We start from the raw sequence: 20,235 nt of genomic DNA, 5'->3' as shown, positions 1-20,235 counted from the left end.
GTTTGAAGTGGATTATAACGCATTTACTTTCCGAAAAATTCACCTGATAGACTGCCTCCAACTCCCATCAAGTCAATGCTCAGTCTCACCGCTTTTTCGAGCAGCACCGGGCCCTTTTCCATCGCTTCCTCCAAAGTCATCGGTGCATCTACGATGGGGATCAAAGCATGGATGTTCTCTTCTTCAATCTTGGTCCGTTCACTGTCTATCTTCCCAGCAAATAAAAGGACCGGCACTGCAAACTGCTTAGCCAGGCGGCTGATTCCGACGGGGACTTTCCCGCCAAGTGACTGGTTATCAAACTTCCCTTCGCCGGTAATGACCAGATCCACCTCTTTGATCAGAATTTCAAGGTCTCCTTTTTCAGCTAACAGAGACAGCCCGCTCTGGAATTCACAGGGGAAGAAGGACAAGACAGCAAACCCTATTCCGCCGGCCGCTCCTGCCCCTTCCGTCTCCCGTTCATCTTTACCCGTCACCTTTGAGACGATATCGGCATACCGCACCATCGCTTTGTCATACTCTGGAAGCTCATCTGAACTAAAGCCTTTCTGTTCACCGAAAACATAAACGGCTCCCTTTTCTCCAAGCAGCGGGTTGGTCACATCCGAAGCGATCAGCCAGTTCACATCCTGGACCCGCTTATCCAACCCGTCCATATCGATAGCCCGGACGTTGTTTAATTCCACAGGCAGCCTAAATAGCTCTTCACCCTCAGCATCCTTGAATACGACGCCCAGCGCCTGCAGGAGGCCCAGACCACCATCGACTGTTGCACTGCCACCTAATCCTAAAATGATCGTCTCTGCGCCATAATCAAGCGCTTGCACGATCTGTTCGCCGACGCCGTAACTTGTATGGTTTCTCGGATGGAGGCTCTCCTTGTCTGCCTGGATCAGTCCAGCCCCTTCAGCAACCTCTATAACAGCTGTCTTGTCCTTTTGTATCCAGCCCCAGCGGCCAGAATAAGCCGTACCGTTCACACCGGTTATGGTTTCAGTAATGACTTCTCCGTCCATAACACTGACAAAGGCATCCACCGTCCCTTCTCCGCCGTCAGCAATGGGAAAGCTCGTCACCTGATGATCCGGCAGCGCGTCTTTCACACACTGATTGGCTGTTTCACTGGTCATCGACCCCTTGAAGGAATCGATTGCTGCAAGTATTTTCATGAATCCACCCGCTCCTCTCGCTCTTTTTTTCAGTATAGCACATGATTCTGGTTCAAAGTCGTACAATACCTGTACATCTATACGTGAGAATTCGTTATCTTTGTATTTAGCTGTTTAATTCCTTCATACTAACGTGTATACTGTATAAGGGTTTTAGCGTGTCTATGCCCCTTAAAAATATTAACAACGGGAGAGATTATTTTGGAAAGAGCTTTAGGTACTGTTGTGCGTGGACTGCGTAGTCCCATCATTAAAGAAGGCGACAATATGGAAAACATCGTTGTGGAGACTGTGTTGAATGCGGCAAAGGCAGAAGGATATAGCTTTATGGACCGTGACATCATCACGATGACTGAATCCATCGTGGCTCGTGCGCAGGGAAATTATGCGACCCTTGATGATATCGCTACGGATATCGGCCACAAGTATGATGGCGAAACTGTCGGTGTCGTCTTCCCGATTCTCAGTCGTAACCGTTTCTCCAACATCTTGAAGGGCATTGCCCGCGGTGTCGGCAAAGTCGTTCTTATGCTGAGCTATCCTTCCGATGAAGTCGGGAATCATTTAGTGTCTTTAGATGAACTGGATGCCGCTGGTATCAATCCGCTGGCAGATGTCCTGACAGAAGACGAATTCCGCAGCCATTTCGGTTTCAAAAAGCATCCCTTTACCGGTGTCGACTATATCGACTATTATAAATCACTGATCGAAGCGGAAGGAGCCAACTGTGAAGTCATCTTTTCCAACGATGCCAAAACGATCGTGGACTATACAAAGAATGTACTGGCCTGCGATATTCACAGCCGTTTCCGTACCAAACGCTTAGTCAAAGCCGCCGGTGGAGAAAAGGTCTTTGGACTGGACGATGTTTTGTCAGAATCCATGAACGGCAGCGGGTTCAACTCAGAATACGGTCTGCTCGGTTCAAACAAAGCAACAGAAGATACCGTGAAACTCTTTCCCGATAACGGCCAGCCTTTAGTCGAGGCTATCCAGAAACGCTTGAAAGACGAGACAGGTAAAATGGTCGAAGTCATGATCTACGGCGACGGCGCATTTAAAGATCCCGTCGGCCAGATCTGGGAACTTGCTGATCCTGTGGTCTCTCCCGCTTACACAAAAGGCCTGGAAGGTACCCCGAACGAAGTGAAACTGAAGTATCTGGCTGACAATAACTTTTCCGATTTGAGCGGGGATGAGCTTCATAGTGCGATCACGGATCACATCACCAACAAACAGGCTGATCTGATCGGCGAAATGGAAGCACAAGGAACCACCCCTAGACGCTTGACTGACCTCATCGGTTCATTATCGGACCTGACTTCAGGCAGCGGCGACAAAGGAACCCCGATCATTCATATCCAAGGGTACTTTGATAACTTTACAAGCTGATTCAGTTATATAAGCGCAAAAAAGGTCACAGGGAAATTCCTGTGACCTTTTTACATCCTCATTATTCTTTTATTGCCTTACTAAATACGAAGCATTGTTTTCCGCTATTTAAAGGCGTTGGATACTTTAAGCCATTCTCCAGATCCAGCTGCACTACTATGGTTTACTGATGCATGCCCATTCCAGTGAAATTAGTGCTTTGAGAAGAGCCGCCAGTCCCATGCATATTTTTATATAGCTCTCTAAGCTGCTGAGTATTAAGTTCCGGGTGCATTTCATTCATATGTGACTTCATTTGTCCAAAATTTATAATGCCATCTTCCATACGCAGTTCCATATCTTCAAATTCATCTGTATCCATTAAATCTCGCATTTGGTCAACATCCATTACTTGTTCCTGAATAACCGCCTCTTGATTTGTCGTATCTTCTTCTGAAAACAGAGATATTCCTAATCCACCGGTAACTGCTAAAACGCCTGATAAAAGTCCACTAACTAAATTCATTTAAGATCGCTCTCCTTTTTTTATCTTATCTTTCTATTACAAGCATACTGTTCAATTATGTATATTTTATGGATTTTCACTATGGAAATATTTTTTCAACAATAAAAAAGACGCCAAAAGTCAGATTCTAATCTGTCTGTTGACGTCGTTATTAATTTTATTTCATGACCTATTAGATAATGCTAGTTGTACCTTTACTCTTGCGGAGCTTCCAGTTCGTCTTCGGTCACCCACATATGATTGGTTACTCTCTCACCAGGGAGTGTCAATAATTATGTGTAAATGAAGTGCTCCTTCTATAAAATAGATTTATTAATTTGTTAATCTTTCAAACATTTTTTCTAGCTCCGCTTCAGCTTGTTGGAAGCCGCGGTGAATCCGTGTCAAAAACTTCTGATTGTACGTATCAAAACGGGAAACCAAATAGCGATCCATAGATTCTTCATTCTGAAATTGCTCTTTACGTCGACTATACTTTTTAATTTGTTTATTAAAGGATTCAATCAAATTAGTGGAATACAAGCTCCTACGGATTGATAAAGGAAAATCGTAAAATGTAAGTAAGTTATCATTTTCTAGAATAGACTTGGCAAGTTTAGAGTAGCTACTGCGCCATTTTTCTGAGAAAGCAAGGCGAGCTTCAAGGGCCGTCTCTCGTGAATCTGCTTGATAAATCGTCTTAAAGTCTTCACATATTTCCTTGCGATCAGCGACGCGTACTTTACTAGAAATGTTGCGAGAAACATGGACACAACAGTGTTGGTAAGCTGCTTGAGGAAAAACGTGATGAATCGTATCTTTAATACCCTTGAGACCGTCGGTCACGAAAAGAAGAACATCATTGACACCACGGTCGGATAAATCTTCCAATATCTCTTTCCATGTGACGGTCGATTCATTAGGGGCAATAATGTATCCTAGGACTTCTTTGGCACCATCTGGTCGAATTCCCGCCGCAATGTGTATGGCTTCTTTCTCAACGGTTTTCCGCTTCAAAGGGATATAGGTAGCGTCCAGATAAATGACTGCATAATGACTGTTTAGTTTACGCTTTTTGAACGCTGATACTTCTTCAGTAAAGACTTTAGTCATATTGGACATCGTTTGTGGTGTATAGTGATGACCGTACATTTTCTCAATTAAATCAGCAATTTCAGACATGGTAATACCTTTTTGAAAAAGATGAATGACGGTTTCTTCTAACGTGCCATTGGTTCGCTTATATGCAGGAAGAGTCTGTTGTTTAAATTCACCGTTGCGGTCGCGCGGAATCTGTAGATGAAGTTCGCCGTATTCTGTCTTGACCGTACGGTCATAGGACCCATTGCGTGAGTTCCCTGAATGAAAACCAATCCGATCATACTTTTCGTAATCCAAAAAGGCAGTCAGCTCTGTTCTCAGGAGCGTATTTACGGCTAATTCCAAGTGCGAACGGAATAATTCGTTCAAATCACCTTTTGTAGCTAGAGTCTGTAAGATATCTGTAGTAAGATTGTTCATAGGGAAGTCCTCTTTTCTGTGAATTTAGTGTGGTAACTCTATTCTACAGAAGGGACTTCCTTTTTTCTATTTACACAAAATATTTTACACTCTCCTTAAGTTATGAAACGGTATAAAATAGAGTGAATAAGATAAATTCCATCTTATTCACTCTATTTTAGTCAATCCAAGTTATTATGGCTGTATTGTACTTTACTTATCCTCAAATTTTAATTATCAGAATCCCAATGCTCATCTCCGATAGCTTGATCAGCAAATTCTCGGATAGCATCGTCTACTTCATCACGATCATAGATATCTAACTCATTATAAATCATATCAAATTCTTCCTCGTTTAATTCATCTAAATGGGCTATCAAATAATCTTTATCTTTTTTCATGATATAACCTCCTCGTATAATAAGTTTGTAGTTAAGAATTGTTCTTAACTTAGTTGATGGATTAACTGTTTGAAAGAATGGAGCTTTCTCCCCCATGGGGGAGAAAAATTTCAAAAAGTCGCTTTTGATGTTCCATTCACTTTAGTTCTTTGATAATTAAATATCTTGGTTATCGCTTGGTCATTCCGTGCTGTTTCTGTGTAAAATAGAACTAGATGGAAGATGGTTCTAAATGGGATGAAGCTTTCCCCTCCTTGTAGTTCGACTACTCATTAAGCATGCTTCCCGTCACAATGTTGAGACTATTTACTCGTAAGCTGTATGGCTTGGTTCTTGTGTCCGTTGGTCTTAGGAAACCTTCGGTTTTGGCAGCTACACAAGAAACGAGTTAAATACTTATGCGCGAGGTTAAGGCACGCATTGTGTTACAGGGATAGCCCGGAGTGACCAAGCTTACCTTCCAAATTTATAACGAAAGGGGGAACCCTTCCATGAAATTATTTGTCGGTTTAGACGTAAGTAAAGCGAAGCTTGATGCTTGTTTTCTCTTACGTAAAGATGATACCAATACGATTCTTTGGCAAGAGACAGTAGCGAATAGTGAGTCAGACGCCACAATGATTAAAGATAAAATCCTTCGCTTTCACGAGGAGTTAGATTTTGACAAAATACTTGTAGGTATGGAAGCGACTGGTCAATACAGTATGCATCCGTCCTTATTCTTCTCAAATGATCCAGAGTTGAAACTGATTAACGTTGAAACCATTGTAGAAAACCCGCGGGTTATTCATCGTTTATCTAAAGTCTGGACAGAAGAAAAGAATGATAAATTAGACGCCCAAATCATTGCTGAGTTTTTAACAACTGGAAAGCATACGAAAACTCAACCACGAGAAGAAAAATTCGTTGCTCTCCTACGTTTTACTCGTACACGCTATCAGTTGATTCGTCAGATGACCGAAGCCCAGCAGCACTACGTGGAAAATCTTTATTACAAGTGCAACACTCTTTCGAGTGACTTAAAAGCTGAAAACATAAGCACATCTGTGTTTAGTTCAACGATGATTCATTTAATGAATGGCGACATTTCAATGGCTGAGATTCGGACAATGAATAGCGTTGAGCTAGCTGCTTTACTTCAAAAGTTTGGGCGAGGACGCTTTAAAGATCCTGTCAAATTAGCTAAAGTCATTAGAAAATCTGTCTCAGACTCTTATCGCTTAGGCAAACTAGCACAAGACAGTATTGATATCAATCTAGGTGTTCAAATGAGTGTTATACGTGGATTTGAACAAGAAATAAAAATCATTGATAAAGCCATTGAGAATATTATGGAAACCATCGATAGCGCCAAAACATTGTTAAGCATTCCAGGCATTGGACCTGTTTATGCCGCAGGCATTATCGCTGAAGTTGGTCAAATCGACCGATTTAACCATGAAGCTCAATTGGCAAAATACGCTGGTCTATATTGGCCAAAACATCAATCTGGTAACTATCAAAAAGAAAAGACACCAATGTCTAAGTCAGGAAACCGTTATTTACGTTATTACTTAGTTCAAGCTGCCAACTCTGTAAGACGATATATTCCTGAGTATGAAGCCTATTACCAGAAAAAATATAAAGAAGTACCGAAAACACAACACAAACGAGCCCTCGTCTTAACTGCACGAAAATTAGTGCGTCTGGTGTTTGCACTCCTAAGCGATCACCAACTCTATATCGCAAGATCGGAGGCGATGGAGTCTTAAGAGAAACTATTTCTTAAGGACGACTATCCGAGGATATAAACCGAACGTATTTTCGAATACGTGACGGTTTAGTTCAGTGCACCCTTTTTTATGAAATTAGGTTGTTTATTTATAATCTATTCTCTTGACTTAACACCATAATGCTTACTTTGCTGCTTTGGACAGTTTGGGCTCATCCTTATAATAGGGTACTGGCGGATAGGTATAGTACCTGCGATACATCAAAACACCCATTGCTGCTACGAACAAAACGAGGGACAAGCCTTGTGAAACTCGCAAGAAATCGCCTATCCATAAGCTGTCTGTCCGCATGCCTTCAATAAAAAACCTTCCTGCTGAATACCAAATGACATAGCTGAGCGCCACTTCTCCTTGGCGAAGGAATTGATTTTTGTTCCGCAAAAGGAGCAACAAGGCGAAACCAACTAAACTCCATAAAGACTCATAAAGAAAAGTGGGATGGTAATAGGTTCCGTTGATGTTCATTTGGTTAATGATGAATTCCGGTAAGTACAAGTTTTCTAAAAATTGTCGGGTGACTGGACCGCCATGTGCCTCTTGATTGATGAAATTTCCCCAGCGACCAATCGATTGAGCTAGGAGGACACTAGGTGCAAGTATGTCTAGTAAAAGAGTTAGCGTCATTTTCTTTCTTCTTGCAAACCAGTATACTGCGAGACCACCCGCAATTAGCCCCCCATAAATGGCAATTCCACCATTCCAGATTGCGATGATTTCACTCGGATTCTGTATATAGTAGTCCCATTTGAATAAAACGTAATAAAGTCGGGCACCGATAAAGCCAATTGGTATGGCCCATAATGCCATATCTACCATGGTATCTTCTTCAAGTCCCAGTTTTTGAGCTTCCTTTGTAGCTAATGAAATGCCGATCAGCATCGCTAGAGCAATAATCACACCGTACCAATGAATAACAACTGGACCCCATTCTATAGCGTGTGGGTTGATTGCTCCAATCAGTAAGTTCATTCCATCTCCTCCATCCGAATAGAATCTTAATGAACATAGTTAAGGCTGGAATTTTCACTCCAGCCTTAACACACATTATCTACTTTTAGTCTTCGTCGTCTTCATCATAGGCGTCGTCATCTTCCAATGCTTCTTTGCCTAAGAAGGCTTGCAACATCCAGATACTTTCATCTAAATGATCTTTGAAAGCAATCAATGTATCTTCTAACGCATCATTGCCTTCTTCTTGAGCCAAACGTATGGCGCGGACTGTAAATTCACGGGTGCTTCTGAAATCCTCTACAACATTTTCAGTCATTTCTTCTGCTTTTAAATATTTATCAGCCGGGTCTTCTGAAAGCATGGAGTATTTTTCGAATTCGGCGGTTGTGGAAGCTGGTTTGTGTCCTGAAGCCAACAGACGTTCCGCGATTGTGTCAAACCACTCTTCGTTTGCATTATACAATTCTTCCAGTTTTTCGTGTAACGAGAAGAAATGAGGACCTTTCACATACCAATGATACTGGTGCAATTTTACGTGCAGTGTATGAATATTTCCTAAAATGTGATCCGCAATGGCTGCTGCATTGATTTTTGTATGGTGTACGTGCTCTTTATGATCTTGCTCTTCTTGCAGTTTTTCTTGTGGTGTTTTATCTTGTACCATGTTTCTATTCCTCCTAATATTTTTCCTAATATTTTTAATTATTTGTTACCAATTTTAATAAACAGACTGTTGGAAGTAGTTTTCATTTTCAAACGTGACTCATGCTGCACTTACTTTTGATTTGATAATTGGATAGCCTAAGTCTTCAATCGCTTTTTCGATCTCTTCAATTGCTATTTTATCTTCCTCAAAGTTGGTTTTTACCTTACTCGAGTTGAACAAGACTTTCACACTGTTTTTGTCGATTCCATCCAGTCCTTTTACGGCACTTTCAATTTTTTGTAAGCAGGAAGGACAAGATAGGGTTTCTAGTTTAATGGTTGCTTTAGACATAGTTTATTTCTCCTTTTTAAAATTAGTTTTATGTTGTTATTCCCTTTGTTTATCTTACATTTAAAGTATACGGTACATTTGAATCGTTGAACTTGATGACCATCAAGTTTAGAGAATCTATTTGCTTTTTTTATAAAAAACTAAATTAAATTTGGTATGCTTCCTCTGCTTCAGCTAAAAGCTTGTATACCGTAGCGTGTGGCATGCAAGCATTTTTAGGAACGGTATAATTATGGGTTACTTCGCGTAGCTGGTTGAACTCCGTATCCAAGACTGGTTTATTTGAGCCAGCTTCTTATGTTTGGTTAAGCTGCTTTCACTTTTGATTTGATGACTGGATAACCCAAATCTTCAATCACTTTTTCAATGTCTTCAATTGCCAACGTCTTTTCGTCAAAATCAATTCTGATTTTGTTTACGTTGAATACCCCTCTCACGCTGTTCTGATCAATACCAATGAGTCCTTTAACAGCACTCTCGATTTTTTTCAAGCAGGATGGGCAGGACAAGGTTTCTAGTGTAATTACTGCTTTAGACATACTCCATCTCCTTTAACGAATTGTTCTATAAGATTTTGTTCTCGGTATTTAAAGTACCAAGGGTATTCCCTTACTAATAATTGTTAGAAATCAACTAATTCAACTTCTTTTGCAGTTCAATAAAAAGGCAACAAGGTTTTGTTAGTTTTAGCTATGCTCGCCATGAGCACCTACTAAAACAGTCAATTTCTCAACTACGGTATTTAAACTCTCTGGATCTAAGTCGGACGCATCAAACGTTTTTCCATGCCCTGAAATCAACCTATTCAATTTTGGCTGCAAAGCTCCCACAGACTCATCCCCTTCAGGAATGGTACACTTGTGGGCTTTCAATAGCTTGTCTGCTTTTACATGGAGGGAATGAAGGGTCTGTTTATCAAAATGGCTGTCATCAAACTTAATTCCATGGTCTTCGAGTAAAAAGTCTAATTTTTCGTGTATTTCAGTATACTCGTCCATCTTACATTCTCCTTTCTCATTCATTCTTATTTCGCTGTTTCGATTTCTTCTACACCCGTTTTCACATTATATCTGTCGCCTCTTAAGCGATACTTCAACAATCTCATGCCGTTGAAGATAACCACCAAGATACTGGCTTCATGAACCAACATTCCAATTGACATGTTCATCCATTCGCTAAATAAGAGACTGGCCAACAAGACCAACACGACACCGACTGCAATAAGGATATTTTGTTTCATATTGCTCGCAGTTGATTTCGTCAGCCCTAATGCATGTGGTAAGCGGCTGAAGTCGGAGTTCATCAACACAACGTCAGATGTTTCGATCGCCACATCTGTTCCGCTGCCCATTGCAATCCCGATATCTGCCAATGCCAAGGACGGGCTGTCATTGACGCCATCACCGACGAAAGCAACGATCTGCCCCTCTTTTTGCAATTTTTCAATGTGTGCGGACTTGTCTTCCGGCAACATGTGTCCATGTGCTTCCGTCAAACCGAGTTCTTTCGCAACCAAGTCAACGGTTCCTTGGTTGTCACCAGAAAGGACGACGAGGTTTTTCACACCCAACTCTTTCAAGTTTTGAAGATCCTGTTTCACACCTGGACGGACTTGGTCGCGGATACCCATCAGAACTTTTAATTCACCATCGATCGCCGTCAGAACCAGGGAGTTGCCGTTTTTCTCGAACCTTTGGACGTCTTTTTGTACTTTTTTGTTTAAAGTGACTTGTTCTTTTTCCATTAAAGCGACGTTTCCGACTGCGACTCTATGACCATTTACTTGTGCGACAATTCCGCCACCTTTAACAACATCGGTCTCATCTACTGGTGTCGTGTCTACAGGACCAATATTTGCCAATACGGCTTTTGCCAAGGGGTGATCAGATTCCTGTTCCACACTGGCTAAATAGCTTAGAGCTTCTTCACTATTGTCTCCATACACTTCTTTTTCCGCCACTTCAGGATTCCCGACTGTCAGTGTACCTGTTTTGTCAAATATAATGGTGTCCACGTTGCTGAAGTCATTGATGACTTCACTCCCTTTCAAGAGAACACCGTTACGTGCACCATTTCCGATACCGGCAACATTTGAAACAGGCACTCCGATAACCAATGCGCCCGGGCATCCTAATACCAGAATCGTAATCGCCAATTCAATGTTTTGGGTAATTGCCCACACAATAAATGCCAGGACCAAAACGGTTGGGGTATACCACTTAGAGAAACGGTCAATAAAGCGCTCCGCTTCTGATTTGGAATCTTGTGCTTCTTCCACAAGCTCAATGATTTTACCGAACGTGGTGTCTTCTCCGACTTTATCTGCCCGAAGCTGAATGGTGCCGTTTTCCAATATCGTACCGGCAAAGACTTCTGTGCCTTCTGCTTTTGTGACGGGAACGGATTCTCCTGTGATGCTAGCTTCATTGATGTACCCCTCACCTGTTAAAACGGTTCCGTCTACTGGTACTTTCCCACCGGTTTTAACAAGCAGAATATCTCCTTCATCCACATCGTCTACGTCTACTTCTTTAAATTCTCCGTTTTCTAATTGAACCAAAGCACTTTCTGGTGCCATGTCGGTTAATTCTTTGATTGCTGAACGTGTCTGGTTCAATGTACGCTGTTCCAAATAATGTCCAAATAAGAATAAGAAGGTGACAACGGCGGATTCTTCAAAGTTTTGAATCAAGAACGCTCCGATAACGGCAATCGTGACTAAGACATCAATACTGACAACTTTCACTTTCAACGCTTGATACGCTTGAATGGCGATTGGAGCGACCCCAAAGATCGAGGCGATAATCAACGACCACTCAGCAAGAAATGCATTTCCTAAAGCGAAGTGACTGAAAAATCCGACTGCAATTAGAATTCCACTGATCAATGTAATTTGATTTTTCTTACTTAATATATATTGTTGCATATTTTTTCCCTCCAAGTATTTTTGTTATTTTTAGTATAAGGTACAGTCAATGATTTAAACTTGATTATCATCAAGTTTGCTTTTTTATTTTTTACTTTGCTCAACTGGGTTCAATTGGGTCACATACTGAACAGGGTGGCCGACAACTGTATATAGTCGGGATTGTACTTTACACGTACTTCCCCAACCTTTGCTAATACTTGTGTAAAATAGATACCTATTTGTTCTTCAAGGGCATATTAGATTTTCCGAGTGCAAGATATGAAGTCAAATAGTTTGATGTTTAGCATCACATTTATAGCAAGATTCATTTCTTGTCGTTGTGTTCTATATGTATCATATAGTTAATTCACGAAAGAGAAATTGATGGGAATCAAGTTTAATCATCTATCAATAATTTCCTAATCTTGGATTAATACCTGAGAGATAAAACTTTTGCGATCGCTTCATTGTTTATTCCTTGCCTGAGGAGACGAAATGAATTAAGAATTCCTTATTTTTTAGTTACTTATTGGAAGCAGTAACTTTCGTTCATTAAAAAAAGCTGAGCAATTCGCTCAACTTTTCTACGTAATCCTTTTTTGTTTTTTCCAGTGGAGTGTATCATAAACGGATGGTAAAGATCCTAGATAAAGAGAGTGCTTTTGAGATAAAAAAGGACCACTTTTTTATGAAAAAAGCGGTCAGAAATTATACTGGCATAAACGATTGTTATTGATACTAACTGATTTATAAAAATATGCCTCTAAAGTTTCCAAAACTTCAGAGGCATATGAAAACGAGAATTAGTTAATATTTGAAACAGGTTATTAATTTTTGATAGGCTTAGAATTAGACCTTAACAATCGAAGCCCATTCAGAATAACAACCAATGTACTTCCTTCATGAATAATGACACTGATTGCAATATCCGTTAAGCCTAAGAAACTAACGACAATTAAAAAGGCAACAACGGCCATTGAAAAAATAATATTCTGCCAAATGACACGGTTCATTTTCGAAGAAATATTATGGGATTGTACCAATTTAGATAAATTGTTTTGCATTAAAACTAAATCAGATACCTCTACTGCCACATCAGTCCCATCTCCCATAGCGATTCCCACATCTGCATTAACAAGAGCGGGAGCATCATTGACACCGTCTCCAACCATGGCGGTCACACCGTATTTTTCTTTTTGTTCGTCTATAATTCTGGATTTGTCTTCCGGCATGACATTCGCAATCACTTCATCTATTCCTAATTGTTTAGCAACCGCTTTTCCCGTCATTTCTGAGTCACCAGTAATTAAAGTAGTGTGTACGCCTTGTTCTCTGAAATAATCAATGGTTGCTTTTGCATGTTCACTTGGAACGTCCATGAGGGCAATAAGGCCTATAACTTCTTCATCGACTGCTACGTATACGACCGTCTTACCTTCTGACGCCCATTCGTTATTTAAACGGATATATTCATCTGAAACATCCTCAAACGATGTCGGTTTTCCTATACGATAATTTTTTCCTTTATAATTTCCTGTCAATCCTTTACCAATCTGGTTTTCTACATCAATAGTTAGTTTGTTTTTTTGCTCAAACTTTCTTAGAATAGCATCTGCTAAGGGGTGATTGGATTCTTTTTCAAGAGCTACTACGATATCAATCATGTTTTCTTCGTTCACGGAATCAGCAAAATAATAATTGGTTACTTCAGGTTTTCCTTTGGTCAAGGTGCCCGTCTTATCAAATGCAATGGCTTTAATATCGGCTAATTGAGACAGGTAAGAACTACCTTTTGAAAGGACTCCTTTTTTGGCTAAATTAGAAGTCGTCGATAGCGTTGCCGAGACAGTAGCTGCTGCTAAAGCACACGGTGAAGCTGCAACTAAAAGGACCAATCCTCTATAGACACTTTGTGACCATGTCCAATCAAGTAGAAAAGGAGCCAATAACATGAATAGAGGAATGGCAATTAAAACAACTGTGACATATTTCGGTTCAAATTTTTGGATAATACTCGCAGCTTTTGTTTGGTTATCTTGGTTCTGATTCACTAATTGTAAAATTTTTGAAAATACTGTATCTTTGTTTTCTTTGGTGACTTTCATCGTGAAGGTACCTGTTCCATTGATTGTACTCCCGAAGACGCCATCTCCTTTGGATTTCTCTTTCGGGATACTTTCTCCATTAATAGACGACTCATCAATGGATGTAGATCCAGACAAAATGACGCCATCAATAGGTACTTGATCGCCATTCAACACTTGAAGTTGATCTCCCACTTTTAATTCACTGACATCCACATTTTTTGTACTACCATCAGGCAGGATTAACCGGGCAGTCGTTGGATTCATTTCGAGTAATTTCGTTATTTCTCGTTTGCTTCTTCCTTCTGCATAATCTTCCAAAAAATGTGCGCCAGAAAAAATAAGAATCAATAATGTTCCTTCCCAAAAATTCCCCATCAAAGAAGCTCCAATTGCCGCTAATCCCATTAAAATATGAGAATTAGGTATGAACTTTTTTTGTGCTTTTGAATTCTCAATTGTTTCTCCAAGGCCTTCAAGAAGAATAACGTGATACCCGGCACTGATTGTAGCGATTGAGAACAAAACATTTTGTACCAACTGATAATCTTCATTCAAAAATAGAGCAATCACTGCTAATGCTAAACCAACAAAGTACAAAACGACTGGCATTTTCCCATGATCATGGTCGTGATCGTGGTTGTGATTATGATTATGCTTTTCTTGAGACTGTTGTTCTTGGATAGTTTCCACTTCTATTGCCTCCCTATATAATTTATAATTCCTTTGTTTTCCATCATTTACTTCTTGAATCACATAAATTTCTGCTATTTCTGACTCCTTTCGTTTATTCCAAAAGTAAATCGTAATGAATCCACTTTACATATGCCTAATTAATCATATGTTTGTATACTCATTTTATATCGCTATATACATTTTGTCAAGATAAAGAGAACGCCACTTCTCTTTTATAAACAAAAGATTAGCATTGTTTCGCTCATATGGTAATATAGATATAAACGAAAGGTCATATGAAAGGAATAAAAACACTATGGATATAAAAACAACTTCTCCAATCGATAAAGGATCTATTCTGTCAATAAGCAAACTATTTAAGGTGATTAGTGATCCTACACGATTGTCGGTTCTCTTTCTTTTACAGAAAAAAGAGTGTAGTGTTGGAAATATCGCTATTTCTCTGGACATGGAACAGTCCGCTATTTCTCATCAATTAAAAACGTTGAAAGACGCACGCTTAGTGAAATCAAGAAGAGAAGGAAAAAGTATGCTTTACAGTTTAGATGACCTTCATGTTTTTAGTATTCTCGAACAAGTCTTAACTCATGTTAATGAATTAGAAAAATAAAACCAATTAGTATGTAGCATACAAACTTAGGAGGTTTTTAAATGTCAAAATCAGATAAAGACCATAATCACTCGAATCAGAATCAACCGAAAAAGAATATTAAAATTGCTTTCTTCATAAATCTTATTTTCTCTATAAGCGAATTTTTCTTTGGCTTTCTTTTCAATAGTGTGTCCATTATGTCCGACGCAGTTCATGATTTAGGGGACTCTATTTCAATTGGATTCGCTTGGTTTTTTCAAGGTTATTCAGAGAAAAAACAAGATGAACGGTTCACTTTTGGCTATAACCGCTTTTCTTTACTGGGCGCGCTGATAACTGGCGTTGTGCTAATTAGTGGCTCGTTTTTTATGATCTATCGTAGTGTGCCACGTTTGATTGACCCACAACCCGTAAATTATAGTGGCATGTTCTGGCTTTCTCTCGTAGCTATTGCATTGAATGGATATGCTGCTTGGATTTTAAGCAAAGGTACATCCAAAAATGAGGGTATGTTGAACCTCCATATGCTGGAAGACGTATTAGGGTGGATTGGAGTCTTGATTGTGAGTATTCTAATGAACTTTACCGAGGCATATCGTCTGGATCCTATCTTATCGATTTTGATTGCACTTTATATCCTCTACAAAACCGTTCCTGAATTTTTCACCACAATGAAAATTTTATTGAATGGTTCGCCTGAAAATGTAAACGTAAAGAGCTTGGCGGACTCCATTAAAAATGTTCCTGCTGTAAAAGACCTCTCACATTTTCACATTTGGTCACTGGACGGGGAAGAAAACGCCCTTATCGTCACGGTTCTTATAGACCCTTCAGACATAGACAAGGCTAGGGAAATAAAAGAAGAAATTGCAGAAGTCGCACACAAATCAAGCGTAGAGAATCATATCACAATAGAAATAACTACAAGCAAAGAAGAGCTTGAAAAGGGATACTCCCACAACACGTAAAATAGTCCTACGCTAAAAAACACTTCATTATTTGAAAAGAAAAAAAAGGCAACGAGTGAACAGATCGTTGCCTTTTTTTGCTAATTTGAATATAAAAAGTACGCCACTAAAGTTACTAAACATTTTAGTGGCATACAAGCTATAAAACTAATTAAATGTGTTACTTATTCAATATTCTCATTGAATTTAAAACTGCTATCACTGTTACTCCTACATCAGCAAAGACAGCTTCCCACATCGTTGCAACACCAAGAGCTCCCAGAATTAAGAACAACCCCTTCACTCCAAGTGCAAAGAAAATGTTTTGCCACACAATGCGACGAGTATTTTTCGCTACTTGCATGGCACTGCCAATCTTAGACGGTTTGTCATCCATAATAACCACATCAGCAGCTTCAATGGCTGCGTCTGACCCTAATCCGCCCATCGCAATCCCGATATCGGACCGCGCTAGAACGGGCGTGTCGTTTATTCCGTCTCCTACAAAAGCTACTTTCTCGTTTTTTTCTTTACGTGAAAGAATTTCTTCAAATCTTGTGACTTTATCTTGAGGTAGCAATTCACTATACACTTCTGTAATACCTAATTTTTTGGCTACTGTTTCCCCGACTGTTTTGGAATCTCCAGTCAGCATAATAATGTTTTTGATTCCTAATTTTTTCATTGCAGCAATACTTTCCACAGCGTCTTCTTTAATTGTGTCTGCAATCAGTAAGCGCCCCACATACGTGCCCTCAACAGCTAGATAGACGACTGTTCCGATTTCTTGCACTTCCTCAAATGCAACAGAGAACTTTTCCATCAGCTGAGCATTTCCGGCCAGCACTTCTTTACCGTCAATCGTTGCTTGGATTCCATGACCGGGAATTTCGTTGTATCCCCGAATTCTTTCTTCTTTAATTTCTTTGCCATAATATTCTTTTATGGAATCAGCAATAGGATGAGTAGAATGAGCCTCGGCATGAGCGGCCCATTCAACCAGTTGATCAGAATCTACTTCATTTTTTGGCTCAATGGCTGTTATCTCAAAGGTCCCTTTTGTCAATGTACCTGTTTTGTCCATTACTACATACTTGAGGTCATTCAGACCTTCCAAAAAGTTGCTGCCTTTCACCAAAATTCCTTTTCTAGAAGCAGAACCAATCCCACCAAAGAAACCAACTGGAATTGAAACGACTAAAGCACAAGGGCAGGAAATGACCAAAAAGATACTGGCTCTGTATATCCATTCATTAAAAGTAGCTCCTGGTAACACTAGTGGAGGAACAATTGCCAGTAATGCAGCTGCTATAACCACAATTGGAGTATAGTAACGAGCGAACTTTGTAATGAACTGTTCTGTCGGAGCCTTTCGACCGCTAGCATTTTGAACCAGATCTAAAATTTTCTTCACAGTCGACTCCGCAAAAGGTTTTTCTACCGCTATTTTTAAGACACCATTTTTGTTAATAAAGCCGCTCAAAACAGTATCTTCCGGCTTCACGCTTCTTGGAACAGATTCGCCAGTTAAAGCAGATGTGTCCATCGCAGAAGTTCCTTCTACTACTTTTCCGTCTAATGGTACTTTTTCACCGGGACGAATAAGAATAATATCTCCAATTTTAATCGTTTCAGGAGCAACTTTTTCTACGTTGTTTTCTGTGACTAAATTGGCATAATCAGGTCGAATATCCATTAAATCTGCAATCGAACGTCGAGATTTTGACACAGCCATATCTTGAAAAACTTCTCCGACTTGATAAAATAGCATGACTGCGACAGCTTCTGGATATTCTTGAATATAGAAAGCACTTAACGTCGCAATGGTCATTAGAAAGTTTTCGTCGAATACTTGACCTCGGAAAATATTTCTAATGGCACGTCCTACAACATCATAACCGGTGATTAAATAAGCCAAAATGAACAATCCAAGAGAGACTTGTCCATCTATAGGAAGAAACATCCCCGTCGTCAATAGTGCTAACCCTAGTATTAAACGAATAATGGTAATTTTAGTTTTGTTTCCGAAAATATTGGCAAGAGAAGCTCTGTTCGTCTGTTTGTGGCCAGTCTCTTCAACAGAAATCGATTCGATAGAAGCAGAATTTTTATGAGAATCAGCTCCATTTCCAACCAATGTACCATCCGCTTTTTTTCGCAGAACGACGTCAGGTTCTAAAGTTCCTACTGTTTGTTTTACACTAGCCAACACGTCGTTTCTATTTCCGCCTGCCACCTCGAAGCTCAGTGTCTCTGTCATGAAATTCACACTGCTTTTTGTAACTCCGGGAACTGTAGCAACCCCTCTTTCCACTTTAGCGGCACAGTTTGCACAATCGATTCCTTCTAATATCCATTCGTAGTTTTTTCGATCGTCTTTTAAATGACTTACCTTGGTTAATGGCGGATTTATTTCAATCAGCTTGCCGTCCACTTTATTTTTTAAAGTGACATCTGGCTCCAATTTTTTAACTTTTTGTTTCACATTGGATAAAACAAGATGTTCTTTGTCCTCTGTCACTTCGAAACTCAAGGTTTCTGTCATATAGTTCACACTACTATTGGCGACACCCGCAACCTTGGCGACGCCTCTTTCTACTTTGGCTGCGCAGTTTGCACAGTCGATTCCTTCTAATATCCATTCATGAGACTTTTTATTTTCACTCATCGTTTGCTTCCTTTCCTAAATGGGACTTCTATAAGCCTAATAACGTTTGAATGGTGCCGTTCTCTACCAAGATAAAGATCCCTAATCCAATAAACACGATTGGGACAATGATTCGTTCATACTTTTCTAACGTTTCGGAGACAAAGGAAATTTTTGCCAATTTATAACTGATAAAGCAAAGAATCGCAATCGAGATAACGAATACTACTAAGGCAATTAAAATTTCTGAAACGGATAGAGAAGCAAAGTAAGGAATATAAATGCCTAAATTGTCCCCACCTGAAGCAATAGTTATTAAGGCAACAGTCCAGAATAAGCGACTGGTTCCTCCAGATTCTAACTTTTCAACGACTTCCTCTTCTTCCTCCTCCTCTTCGCCTCCCACAGCGACTCGGATACCTAAATAAATCGGGATTAGCCCAAGAAGTCCAATGATCCAATCTTGAGGGATAAAATTCAGTACGTAAGCAGCAAACAAACTTACTGCGACCAAAACGCTTGTCCCAAGATATTGACCCCAAATAATATGGCGCATCCCTTTTCGTGTGTGGCTTTGAGAAAAGATAATTAGCAAAATAAACAAATAATCAATGCTCGTAGAAATATAAACAGCGATCGCTGAAATAATACTTTGTAACAAAATAACTTCCTCCAAACTAAAATTTCGTAGTTATCTTTTCTGACAGATTCAGAAAAGTTTGAACAGCAAAAATTACGTCCTCATTCGCTAAAGAATAATAAACTACTTTGCCATCCTGACGTGATTTCGTCATTCCATACTTTTTTAAATAACGTAAATGGTGTGACGTTGTAGCAATACTAGCGTCTAATATTTCCGCTAAATCACAGACACACATCTCTTTATAAGTTTCTAAAGCATAGGAAATTTTAATTCTAGAGGAATCGCTGAAACATTTCCCTAACACGAGCAAATCCGAAAAATCTTTTTTCTCCAATTTGTTTTTTACAACATCTACTTTTTCTTGGTGTATGATGGTTGTTTGGCAAACTTCAGTCATTTAACTCACCTCTCATTCAAACGTTCATTTGATTGTATCGTTAATATTATACATATGTTGTGCCTTAATAGTCAAATGCTTATTTGATTGTTTCGCCATTCGATTTCTTTACGGTATTAAAATCTTTAAATATATTTAAGGGATTTTAAGAGAAAACTACTAGGGTAGAGTATTTTAAAATCATAAATATCTCTTGACCATGTACTATGGTACATGGTGTATAATAAATAGAGGTGAAAAGAATGAAGTATCTGATTAGTGAATTTGCTGAAAAGAGTGGCGTTAATAAAGAAACAATACGATATTATGAAGGTAAAAAATTATTGGAAGAACCAATACGTACAGATTCAGGATATCGCTTGTATTCTGATGCGGATATTAAACGAGTGAAATTTATTAAGCAAATGCAAAATCTTGGTTTTTCTTTAAACGAAATTTATAAATTGCTAGGCGTTGTTGATCAAGACAGTGTTCGTTGTCAAAATATGTTTGATTTTGTTTCTCAAAAGCAAATAGAAGTGCAAAAACAAATTGCTGATTTAAAACAAATTGAAAGCATGTTAGGCGATTTAAAGGAACGTTGTCCTAACGAGAAAGAAATGTATGCTTGTCCGATCATTGAAACACTAATTTATGATGAATGAAGGAGCTT

The 20,235-nt window shown here is 39.4% G+C and carries 19 protein-coding genes; 5 read left to right on the top strand and 14 right to left on the bottom strand.

The window, feature by feature from the left end:
• Positions 1-23 precede the first annotated feature (23 nt).
• On the bottom strand, positions 24-1,172 hold the full coding sequence (locus tag AB4027_RS01520) for a glycerate kinase (protein WP_368645674.1): 1,149 nt from the start codon (positions 1,170-1,172) through the stop codon (positions 24-26).
• A 201-nt stretch (positions 1,173-1,373) separates the two neighbouring features.
• Here AB4027_RS01520 and AB4027_RS01515 point away from each other — a divergent pair, with 201 nt between their 5' ends.
• Positions 1,374-2,564 (top strand): coenzyme F420-0:L-glutamate ligase, encoded by a 1,191-nt coding sequence (locus AB4027_RS01515; protein WP_368645673.1) that lies wholly within the window; start codon positions 1,374-1,376, stop codon positions 2,562-2,564.
• A gap of 163 nt (positions 2,565-2,727) precedes the next feature.
• Here AB4027_RS01515 and AB4027_RS01510 read toward each other — a convergent pair whose 3' ends face one another.
• The 3 genes from AB4027_RS01510 to AB4027_RS01500 form a co-directional block, all read right to left on the bottom strand.
• Positions 2,728-3,069, bottom strand: a complete 342-nt coding sequence (locus AB4027_RS01510; RefSeq protein WP_091489651.1) for a hypothetical protein — start codon at positions 3,067-3,069, stop codon at positions 2,728-2,730.
• A gap of 312 nt (positions 3,070-3,381) precedes the next feature.
• Positions 3,382-4,569, bottom strand: a complete 1,188-nt coding sequence (locus tag AB4027_RS01505) for an IS256 family transposase (RefSeq protein WP_368645672.1) — start codon at positions 4,567-4,569, stop codon at positions 3,382-3,384.
• Positions 4,570-4,778: 209 nt separating this feature from the next.
• Entirely contained in the window at positions 4,779-4,949 is a 171-nt protein-coding gene (locus AB4027_RS01500; RefSeq protein WP_368645671.1) for a hypothetical protein, read from the bottom strand.
• 491 nt (positions 4,950-5,440) lie between these two features.
• Between AB4027_RS01500 and AB4027_RS01495 the strand changes: the two genes are divergently transcribed.
• On the top strand, positions 5,441-6,700 hold the full coding sequence (locus AB4027_RS01495) for an IS110 family transposase (RefSeq protein ID WP_368645670.1): 1,260 nt from the start codon (positions 5,441-5,443) through the stop codon (positions 6,698-6,700).
• 144 nt (positions 6,701-6,844) lie between these two features.
• Here the strand turns inward: AB4027_RS01495 and lgt are convergent, their stop codons facing one another.
• The 7 genes from lgt to AB4027_RS01460 form a co-directional block, all read right to left on the bottom strand.
• Positions 6,845-7,690: a prolipoprotein diacylglyceryl transferase gene (gene lgt, locus AB4027_RS01490; RefSeq protein ID WP_368645669.1), complete on the bottom strand. Its 846-nt coding sequence runs from the start codon at positions 7,688-7,690 to the stop codon at positions 6,845-6,847.
• 85 nt (positions 7,691-7,775) lie between these two features.
• Positions 7,776-8,336, bottom strand: coding sequence for a Dps family protein (locus tag AB4027_RS01485; protein ID WP_068710566.1), 561 nt, complete (start codon positions 8,334-8,336; stop codon positions 7,776-7,778).
• Between the two features lie 99 nt (positions 8,337-8,435).
• Positions 8,436-8,669 (bottom strand): heavy-metal-associated domain-containing protein, encoded by a 234-nt coding sequence (locus AB4027_RS01480; RefSeq protein WP_068710567.1) that lies wholly within the window; start codon positions 8,667-8,669, stop codon positions 8,436-8,438.
• A 305-nt stretch (positions 8,670-8,974) separates the two neighbouring features.
• Positions 8,975-9,208: a heavy-metal-associated domain-containing protein gene (locus AB4027_RS01475; protein WP_091489966.1), complete on the bottom strand. Its 234-nt coding sequence runs from the start codon at positions 9,206-9,208 to the stop codon at positions 8,975-8,977.
• A 147-nt stretch (positions 9,209-9,355) separates the two neighbouring features.
• Positions 9,356-9,667, bottom strand: coding sequence for a hypothetical protein (locus AB4027_RS01470; protein WP_368645668.1), 312 nt, complete (start codon positions 9,665-9,667; stop codon positions 9,356-9,358).
• Positions 9,668-9,693: 26 nt separating this feature from the next.
• Positions 9,694-11,595, bottom strand: coding sequence for a heavy metal translocating P-type ATPase (locus AB4027_RS01465; RefSeq protein ID WP_368645667.1), 1,902 nt, complete (start codon positions 11,593-11,595; stop codon positions 9,694-9,696).
• A gap of 809 nt (positions 11,596-12,404) precedes the next feature.
• Positions 12,405-14,354, bottom strand: a complete 1,950-nt coding sequence (locus tag AB4027_RS01460) for a heavy metal translocating P-type ATPase (protein WP_368645666.1) — start codon at positions 14,352-14,354, stop codon at positions 12,405-12,407.
• Positions 14,355-14,652: 298 nt separating this feature from the next.
• Here AB4027_RS01460 and AB4027_RS01455 point away from each other — a divergent pair, with 298 nt between their 5' ends.
• On the top strand, positions 14,653-14,967 hold the full coding sequence (locus AB4027_RS01455) for a helix-turn-helix transcriptional regulator (RefSeq protein WP_002320191.1): 315 nt from the start codon (positions 14,653-14,655) through the stop codon (positions 14,965-14,967).
• Positions 14,968-15,008: 41 nt separating this feature from the next.
• Positions 15,009-15,917: a cation diffusion facilitator family transporter gene (locus AB4027_RS01450; RefSeq protein ID WP_368645665.1), complete on the top strand. Its 909-nt coding sequence runs from the start codon at positions 15,009-15,011 to the stop codon at positions 15,915-15,917.
• 160 nt (positions 15,918-16,077) lie between these two features.
• Here AB4027_RS01450 and AB4027_RS01445 read toward each other — a convergent pair whose 3' ends face one another.
• From AB4027_RS01445 to AB4027_RS01435, 3 genes are read right to left on the bottom strand one after another with little or no spacing between them, the layout of a single operon-like run.
• Positions 16,078-18,564: a heavy metal translocating P-type ATPase gene (locus AB4027_RS01445; RefSeq protein WP_091489952.1), complete on the bottom strand. Its 2,487-nt coding sequence runs from the start codon at positions 18,562-18,564 to the stop codon at positions 16,078-16,080.
• A gap of 28 nt (positions 18,565-18,592) precedes the next feature.
• Positions 18,593-19,204, bottom strand: coding sequence for a CadD family cadmium resistance transporter (locus AB4027_RS01440; protein WP_368645664.1), 612 nt, complete (start codon positions 19,202-19,204; stop codon positions 18,593-18,595).
• Positions 19,205-19,220: 16 nt separating this feature from the next.
• Entirely contained in the window at positions 19,221-19,583 is a 363-nt protein-coding gene (locus tag AB4027_RS01435) for an ArsR/SmtB family transcription factor (protein WP_368645663.1), read from the bottom strand.
• Positions 19,584-19,825: 242 nt separating this feature from the next.
• Here AB4027_RS01435 and merR point away from each other — a divergent pair, with 242 nt between their 5' ends.
• Positions 19,826-20,227 (top strand): Hg(II)-responsive transcriptional regulator, encoded by a 402-nt coding sequence (merR, locus tag AB4027_RS01430; RefSeq protein WP_027109178.1) that lies wholly within the window; start codon positions 19,826-19,828, stop codon positions 20,225-20,227.
• The last annotated feature ends 8 nt before the right edge of the window (positions 20,228-20,235 follow it).

It is taken from the genome of Alkalibacterium putridalgicola (assembly GCF_040959045.1).
Lineage (GTDB): Bacteria > Bacillota > Bacilli > Lactobacillales > Carnobacteriaceae_A > Alkalibacterium > Alkalibacterium putridalgicola.
This window is presented reverse-complemented; position numbering and strand designations above follow the sequence as displayed.